This is a genomic window from Hyphomicrobium sp. (genome assembly GCF_009026145.1).
Classification (GTDB): domain Bacteria; phylum Pseudomonadota; class Alphaproteobacteria; order Rhizobiales; family Hyphomicrobiaceae; genus Hyphomicrobium_A.
Genome location: NZ_WBUE01000002.1, coordinates 299,005 through 307,059, shown reverse-complemented (window position 1 = coordinate 307,059; position 8,055 = coordinate 299,005). Strand labels below are relative to the sequence as shown.

General features: G+C 62.4%; 5 protein-coding genes. 1 reads left to right on the top strand and 4 read right to left on the bottom strand.

Annotated features, from left to right (window positions below; all coding sequences use genetic code 11):
* Window positions 1-1,038 precede the first annotated feature (1,038 nt).
* Window positions 1,039-1,923, bottom strand: a complete 885-nt coding sequence (locus F9K20_RS03355; protein ID WP_290997400.1) for an efflux RND transporter periplasmic adaptor subunit — start codon at window positions 1,921-1,923, stop codon at window positions 1,039-1,041.
* A gap of 79 nt (window positions 1,924-2,002) precedes the next feature.
* Between F9K20_RS03355 and F9K20_RS03350 the strand changes: the two genes are divergently transcribed.
* Entirely contained in the window at window positions 2,003-2,875 is an 873-nt protein-coding gene (locus F9K20_RS03350; RefSeq protein ID WP_290997399.1) for a sulfotransferase family 2 domain-containing protein, read from the top strand.
* A gap of 401 nt (window positions 2,876-3,276) precedes the next feature.
* Here the strand turns inward: F9K20_RS03350 and F9K20_RS03345 are convergent, their stop codons facing one another.
* From F9K20_RS03345 to F9K20_RS03335, 3 genes are read right to left on the bottom strand one after another with little or no spacing between them, the layout of a single operon-like run.
* Window positions 3,277-3,855: an NYN domain-containing protein gene (locus F9K20_RS03345; protein WP_291169586.1), complete on the bottom strand. Its 579-nt coding sequence runs from the start codon at window positions 3,853-3,855 to the stop codon at window positions 3,277-3,279.
* A complete protein-coding gene (locus F9K20_RS03340) occupies window positions 3,852-6,941 on the bottom strand; it encodes an efflux RND transporter permease subunit (protein ID WP_290997398.1) in 3,090 nt (1,029 codons plus the stop codon). The genes F9K20_RS03345 and F9K20_RS03340 overlap by 4 nt, the downstream gene beginning before the upstream one ends.
* On the bottom strand, window positions 6,938-8,035 hold the full coding sequence (locus F9K20_RS03335; RefSeq protein WP_290997397.1) for an efflux RND transporter periplasmic adaptor subunit: 1,098 nt from the start codon (window positions 8,033-8,035) through the stop codon (window positions 6,938-6,940). The genes F9K20_RS03340 and F9K20_RS03335 overlap by 4 nt, the downstream gene beginning before the upstream one ends.
* Window positions 8,036-8,055: the final 20 nt, after the last annotated feature.

Here is an 8,055-nt window from a genome sequence, read left to right as displayed (position 1 = left end):
CCCTCGATCCTCAAGACGGAGCGCCCGCCCCGTTACCGTGCGCCGATCAGTTGGTTAGCGCATCGTGAGCCGGTGGCTCAGACCTTCGCGCGCAGCGCTCTCCCGCGCGAGCGGGTTCGTTCATCTCCAACCGAAGCTGACCCGTTCGCTTACCTGAGACCTTAATTCAGGCGCGCGAGTCATCCTGCGTACATGCGGAGGCGGTGGGACACTCCTACGCAAAACGCAGCGGTAAGCGGCGAGGAGATCTGCTGTCCCACTTTTCAGTAAGTCATTGGCGCCGCCCGAATATTGCACTCCCCTACGGGGCGCCATCATAGTTTATTACGTAATATCAATGCACTAGGCTGTCCCAGCAGCAAATCTTAAACTCAAAGTACCCTGCACTGTCGGACAAGTCCGCCACCGAAGCAGACCCACCATCTGCTTGCGCTGAAGGGCTACTATTGAGCCTATGCAGACCTGCAGCACGCATGCATCATCTGCGGAAGCCGCGCGCCCATTCAGTGGCCAGCCAAAGCATGATGCTGACCATGGCCCACGCGGCGTTTGTGCCGAGCGTGTAGTTCGCGAGGAAGGACGGCGCATCTCGGACAAGATGCGCCACAGCACCTCGGACAAGATGCGCCACAGCACGAAGGCCATCACACCCAGGTACGCGCCCCAGCCGAGTACCAGAGCTGCGCCAATTGCCACTCGCAAAGTTACCCTCGTCTCTCTCGGCGGCCTCAGACGCCTGCGCATCACTGTTTCGGAACGTAGGGCTCGCGTTCCGTTCTCACGCGCAGGCACGTTTGGCGCCATGCTTCTTTCGTCATGTGCGTGCCGGGGTCCCACCGCTTCATGCAGGACTCGAGACTTTCATTTCCCAGGTAGAGGGGTCTTGGCTTTGCTCGGAAGTCGGCGCCCTGTCGGTGGTCTCCTGCTGTTGGGCGAGAGCGTTTCCAGCAAATGCGAACGCCAATAGGCAGAAGAAGGCGCGCACGCCCCTCGAGCCGCTCGCAGACATATTGAAGCCATTGCCCATCGCCGTCGCTCCTAGTGACCTTCGAGAAATACGTAGTTCTCCCAACTGCGCATGCGCATGAGGATTTTGCGGATGATCGCGAAATGATGCCAAAATGGTGTATATAGAGCTACCTGTGCAGCCGCCCCGCCGGGAATGTTGTACATTGACGTGTCCTCGTCGAGTTCGATGACGGCTACAGCGCGACCGCCCCTTCTCGCTCTCCCATATCCTGCATGGATCCACTGGCCTGGTGCGATTGCATCGAGCACCCGCACGACCTTGCCCTTGAACACGCGCCCCGGAACGGCATCGAAAGCCACTTCGGCCTCATCGCCTGGGAGTACGCGCTGCAACGCGTTCTGCTGGAAACCGGCGGCGAGCGTGCGATCGTCGTCGTGGACGAATACCATCACCGGTCGCAGCGGGGCCGGGATAACGTACATGCCAGGCCGTAACGCGAGTTGCGTCACGAAGCCCGGACCGGGGGCCCGCACCGTTGTCATGTCGAGATCGAACTCGGCGTCGCGTAGATCAGCGCGCAGGCGTGCCACAGACGTGTGCACGCCGCCGATCTGCGATTCATAAGCGACACGCGCCTGCTCGGTTTTCGCGATTACCTCCTGCAGCGCGCCCTCGGCGGCGAGATAGGTCGTGCGGCGGTTCTCGACATCGGCCAGCGAGAACGGCAGATCGCGTCCAGCCGCGCGTATGATCGCCTTGGTGCACATGCCGCACAATAGGTCTCGAGCGGTGTTTGCTCGCCATCCGAGGTTACTCTCGGCAAGGCCGCATGGGGCGAGCATTCCGCCGGTCACGCAAATGGTACCGAGAGCACGGTTCCGTCTGCAAACGGCCAGTGCTCTGCGCCGCGTCTTGTCAGCAATCTTTCGATACAAATATCCTGCGTACAGCATTGCTTGGACACAGCTGGACCAAGGCAGGCAATAATTGTGCCGCAGGTGTGCACCCAACGAATGATTTGGGTGCACCGCGATGAAGCTGAGCAGACTTGCAGTTGAAAGGTGGAATGGTCGTCGGTGGATCCGAAGTCGGGTCGCGCACGCGTTCGGTGTGCAGGGCGACCTGCAGATTTGTTGGGCACCAGAGCTGCCGATCATTTACATCAGCAACGCCAAGGCCGGTTGCTCGACGATCAAAAACAGCCTGAAGCACGCCCAAGCAAACTTCTATGCAAGGAATAACCTACGCGGCTTCCGGCGGGACACCGATCCCCACGTGAGTGACGATTGCCTGCGGAGTCGTGGGCTCCCTATCGAATCCTGTCGGGCACGCTACGTCATCTCGAGTGTCCGCAACCCCTATGCCCGCGCACTGTCGGGCTACCTGGACATGATCGAAGGGCGCCATGTCGGGCAGTATCCGGAGTTGGGGTCGAAAAGCTCCGCCAGCTTTGAAGATCATCTCCACGCCCTGGCTTCCCGGCAACCGCGGATACTCAACGTGCATTTCCGTCCGCAATACCTCAACATCGGCGCGCCGCATATCCTGTTCGACGCCATTTTCTTTCTGGAGAGCATCGCCGCCATGACAGCGGTGCTGGCAGGTCCGTTGGGCGAGTTCAGCCTCCAGACCTTCGCTCCGCATTCGAGACGCGCCGGTTCACGGTTGATGAGCTACTACAGCCGCCGCACCGTGGAGCTCGTCCGACAGATCTACGCGCGAGACTTTGAGCTCTTTAACTACAGCACGGACATCTCAGAGGCGTCGACCGCGCCTGGAGCGTACCTCGGGCTCCGAGGGGTGGTCCGCGACGGCGCCCAACCCCTGACCGAACCCGCAGCTGGAATTTCGGCGCTGATCCCCACCGTGCGTTTCCAGCGGCTCATCGAGATGAAGGTGCTTTAACCCAGCTGCGACTAGGCCACCGATGACGAGTTCTGACCGCCACATCGTGGTCGAGACCAGCGAAGAGGAGTTTGAGGCCCTGGCGGCAAAGCCAGCTTTTACACTATCCTGGGCATGGTACCGACGAACATGCTCTCGCAGCAGTGTGCACGTTAGTTGGTGATGCGTAGCTCGAAGGGGTGTTTGCGAATATTTCGCTGGCAGCCAGCATTGCTGCCCACACCTGATTCTGAATAGAGGTTTCCAGCCCGTGTCATCATTTCCGCCGCGAGCTCCTCGTTCCCCGGCCGTGCGAAGAGAACGCGCGGGCCGGTCGGCGAAAAGCGATCCTACCTAGACATCGGCGCGCCGCTGCGGAAACCCTCAACCGACGTCCCCGCAGCACGGTCGATCATCGCCTTCTACTGCTCTGCCGCCTCGCGTGAAATATAATTTTGAAGATGGGCGAGGTCGATGAATTGGTCCGCCTGCCGGCGCAGCTCGTCCGCAACCACTGGCGGATGGGCATTCAAGGTCGAGACCACGCTGACCCGCTTGCCGCCGCCTTGCAGCGCCGCGGCCAGACAACGGAAAGCGCCATCGCCCGAGAACAGGACGACATGTTGCACGGCATCGTCGAGCTGCATGGCTTGCACCGCCAGCTCGACGTCCATGCTGCCTCTGATCCTTCGTCGCCCGGACGCGTCCGTGCACTCCTTCAGCAGCTTAGTTATGACGGTGAACCCATTGTATTCCAGCCAGTCGAGAAGAGGGCGGATCGATCGCTCTGTGTCCTCCGTTAGTGCCGTGAAATAGTACGCACGCAGCAACTGTGTCCGCTGCCGAAAGAGCATCAGGAGCAGCTTGAAATCGATGTCGAAGTCGAGTGATTTGGCGGTTGCCGCGAGATTGGGCCCGTCGATGAAAAGGGCAATGCGCTCGTTGGGCAAAAAACTCATTTCGGGCCCCGTCGCAGGGAGAGGTATGGACGCGTCGCTCATGCGCGCACCCGCGCGGAAGCTGAGATGAATACCCCAAGCGTTTTCGCCAGCCATCTCTCCAGATCATCCATCACCGTGAATACGGCTGGCACATAGATGAGGCTGAGGGCGGTCGAGCTGAGGAGACCGCCGATGACCGCGATGGCCATCGGAGCGCGGAACTCCGCATCGGCGCCGATGCCCAAGGCGATCGGTAGCATGCCCGCGGCCATGGCGACGGTCGTCATGATGATGGGACGGGCACGCTTGCGCGCCGCGTCCAGCAACGCTGTCGTGCGGTCAAGTGCATGATCGCGGCGCGCCACGATGGCGTACTCGACCAGCAGGATGGAGTTCTTGGCGGCGATACCCATCAGCATGAGAATGCCGATAAGCGCCGGCATCGACAGCGACGTGCCCGTCGCCAACATGAGGCCGAGAGCGCCACCCAGCGAGAGCGGCAGCGCCGTCAAGATCGTCACCGGCTGCAGGAACCCGTTGAACAGAAGCGTAAGCACAAACAACAGCAGGACGATGCCGGAGCCGATCGCCAGCGCGAAACCGCTGAACAGCTCCTGCATGCGCTCCGAATCGCCGGCGGCGTTGCGCGAGATTCCGGCCGGAAGGCGTTGCATCGATGGGAGCGCGGAAATGCTGGCTTCAGCATCCCCGATGGTCAAGCCCGCGAGTTCAGCTTCTACGGTCGCACTGCGCCGGCGGTCGACGCGATCGATCTGGCTTGGGCCGGAGCCGAGGGTGATGTCTGCCACCGAGCTCAGTGGCAGCGTGCCGGACGACGCCGGTACCTGCAGGCTGCTGATGCGTGCAATGTCCGCCCGCGCACTCTCGTCCAACATAACGCGGATAGAAATCTGACGATCCTTGAGGTTGAACTTCGGCAGGTTCTGATCGGCGTCACCGAGCGTGGCGATGTTCGCCGTCGCGGCGATGGTCTCGGTCGAGATGCCGAGTAGCGCGGCTTTGTCGCCTTTGGGCGTGATCTGTATTTCCGGGCGCGCGAGGCTCGAGGTTGAACCGGCGTTCTGGAAACCTGCCACGGAACGCATCTCGCGCGTTAAGGCGGACACGGTCCGCGCCAAAAGGTCCACATCATCGGCCAGGAGCGTCACCTGGATCTTGGCGCCGGATACACCGTCCGCACCGAAGCGCACGCGCGCGCCAGGAATTCTCGCAAGGTCAGGTCCCACCGCCGCTTCGAATTGCTGCTGGGTCAGCCGGCGCTCGCCGCGCGGCTTGAGGTTGACCGTCAGCGTCGCCTTGCGTACCGCACCAGCGGTGGACGTGCCCCCGCCGGGACCTGATGACGTTTCGGTTCCCATCGTCGCATAGACGGACTCCACTTCCGGTCGCCCCAAGAGAATGGCGACGGCCCTGCGCGTCGCCGCGTCGGTGTCGGCGAGCGTCGACCCCGGCGATAGCTCGACGCCTAGAATTGCGCGACCGCGATCGGACGCCGGTATGAAATCGCTCGGCAGAAACCGAACGAGCGACAGCGAAACGGCAAAAAGGACGATGCCGCTGGCGACGGTCAGCCACCGCCACCGCAGGGTCCAATTGAGCAGCCGGAGGTAAGGCGGGACCCAACGCGCCTCGTCGGGCTCGTGTCGGTCGGCGCGCATCAGATAGGCGCCCATAAGCGGCGTCAACATGCGCGCCACGACGAGCGAGAAGAACACCGAGGTGCAGACGGCGATGGCAAAGGCTTTGAAGATCTGGCCGGGGATGCCGGGCATGAAACCGACCGGCGCGAACACGGCGATGATGGAGAAGGTCGTCGCGACCACGGCGAGCCCGATCTCGTCGGCAGCCTCCATGGCAGCCTCGTAGGCGCTTTTCCCCGATTGGCGCATATGGCGCACGATGTTCTCGATCTCGACGATGGCGTCATCGACGAGAATGCCGACAACCAGCGCAATGCCGAGCAGAGATATGTTGTTCAACGACTGGTTGAGCAGGTACATCACGCCGAAGGTGGGGAGCAGGGAGAGGGGCAGGGCGACGCTGGAAACAAGCGTGGCGCGCACGTCGCGCAGAAACAACCACACCACCGCAACGGCCAGCAGTGCGCCCACTACCAGTGCTTCCAACGCCGCGTCGTATCCCTCCATCACCCAAGGGGTCGAAGAGGTGACCTCGCGGATGCTGACTTCGGGATGCGCCGACGCGAAAGCTTCAACCTTCGCCCGCACGCTTTCGGCGACCGCGACCTCGCCGGTGCCGACCGATCTGTAGACACTAAAGCCAATGACCTCATCGTTGTTGAAGCGAGCACGCTGCCGGGGTTCGGCCCATGAGCTTTCGACGGGGCCGAGGTCGGAGAGCTTCACAGAGCGGCCGTCGCTGAGGGCGAGGCGCGTGGCGCCAAGCGCCTCCACGTCGGCGGCGCTCCCGACGGTGCGGATGGCCTGCTCGGCGTTACCAAGCGTCAGGCGGCCACCCGGCTGGTTGATATTCTGCGCCTTGAGCTTCTGTGAGATCTCCGACGCCGTGACGCCGAATGCCATCAGCCGGTCGGGGTCCAGGCGGACGCGGATCTCGCGGTCGACGCCGCCGGCGCGCGCGATGCTCGAAACGCCCTTTGCGGACAGCACGGCCTTGGCAATGTCATTGTCGATGAACCAGCTCAGCTCATCGGGGGCCATCGTCGGCGCACTGACCACGAAAGTCAGTATCGGCTGACCGGTGTTGTCGACGCGGTGCACGGTCGGCTCGAGGACATCGCTCGGCAGATTGGCGCGGATCGATTGGACGGCGTTGCGCACGTCGTCGGTGGCGCGATCGATATTGGTACCGAGGGCGAACTCGACATTCGTTGATGAAGAGCCCTCGTTGACGGTCGAGCGGATGTGATCGACGTTGCCCAGCCCGGCGACGCTATCCTCAACGAGGCGCGTCACCTGTGTTTCCATCTCGGTCGGCGCGGCGCCTGACCGGGTCACCGTGACCGTGACGGTCGGGATGTCGGTGTCCGGCATGTTGTTGATTCTGAGCTTTGCGAAGCAGACGCCGCCGGCAAGCGACAGGAGGAGGAAGAGGACGATGGTGGGGACGGGATTGCGAATGGCCCAGGCGGATATCTGGTTCATGGCGTGCCGCCGGCGAGCTTCTGGACCGATGCGACTTCGGCACGGACTCGATCACCGTCGTTGAGCAATCCAGCTCCCTCAACGACGATGCGTTCACCAGCGACGACACCCTGCAGAACCTCCACGACCGAACTCGTCTTGCGACCGATTGTGATCGCCTTGAGCGCGACGGCACCGTCATCGCCAACGGTGAAAACGGCGGCCTTGCCGTCGCGCCAGATAAGTGCGCGTTGCGGCACGGCGAGCGCGGTTGCACGCTCGGTCTCGATCTCCGCCCGCACGAACATGCCGGGCTTCAATTCGGTCGTCGCCGGCAATTCGACATGTACTGTGCCAAGCCGGCTCTTTGCGTCCACGATCGGCGCCACAAGGCGCACCTTCCCGGCGGAGGTATGCCCGTCGGGTCCGATGATCTGCACCGCTTGCTGAGGCTTGATGCGTGTTAGGTCAGACTCAGGTACGAGTGCGTCGACCTCGATGCGGCCCTCCTGGACGATGCGGAACATCTCGGTGCCGGTCTGGACCACTTGGCCCAGGGTCACGTTACGCTTGCCGATGGTCCCTGCCGTCGGCGCAGTGACACTCGTTTGCGCCAATTTGGCGCGGCTCTCTTCGAGCACTGCTCGCGCGGCCGCCAGCTTGGCGGAGGTCGTTTTGACGAGCGTTTCCCGCTGCTCAACGGATTGTTGGCTGATAACGCCTGCTGAAACAGTATGCGCGCGTCGCACGTCCGACTGCGCGTTGGCGAGCGTGGCCTCAATCTCGCTGATGCCAGCCTGTTGCTGCGCAATTTGGGCGAGCAGGACCGACGCGTTGAGCCGCGCAAGGAGCTGTCCCTTAGTAACGACATCTCCCTCGTCGGCCGCGACTTCGACGACGGCCAGCCCACTCGCTTCGCTGCCGATGGGCATTTCGCGCCACGCGACCACCGTGCCCGTCGCCATAACCGCGCTGCCGACGTCTTGCTCCTGAACGGGAGCGACCGAGACCGTCAATGCAGGTCTGACCTCATCTGCCCGGGATACAGACAAGAGCATGGCCAGCAGCATGAATCCGATGGTCAGCAGTGTCCCTACGCGCATGAATGCGGTCATTTTCGATGTATCCAAACGGA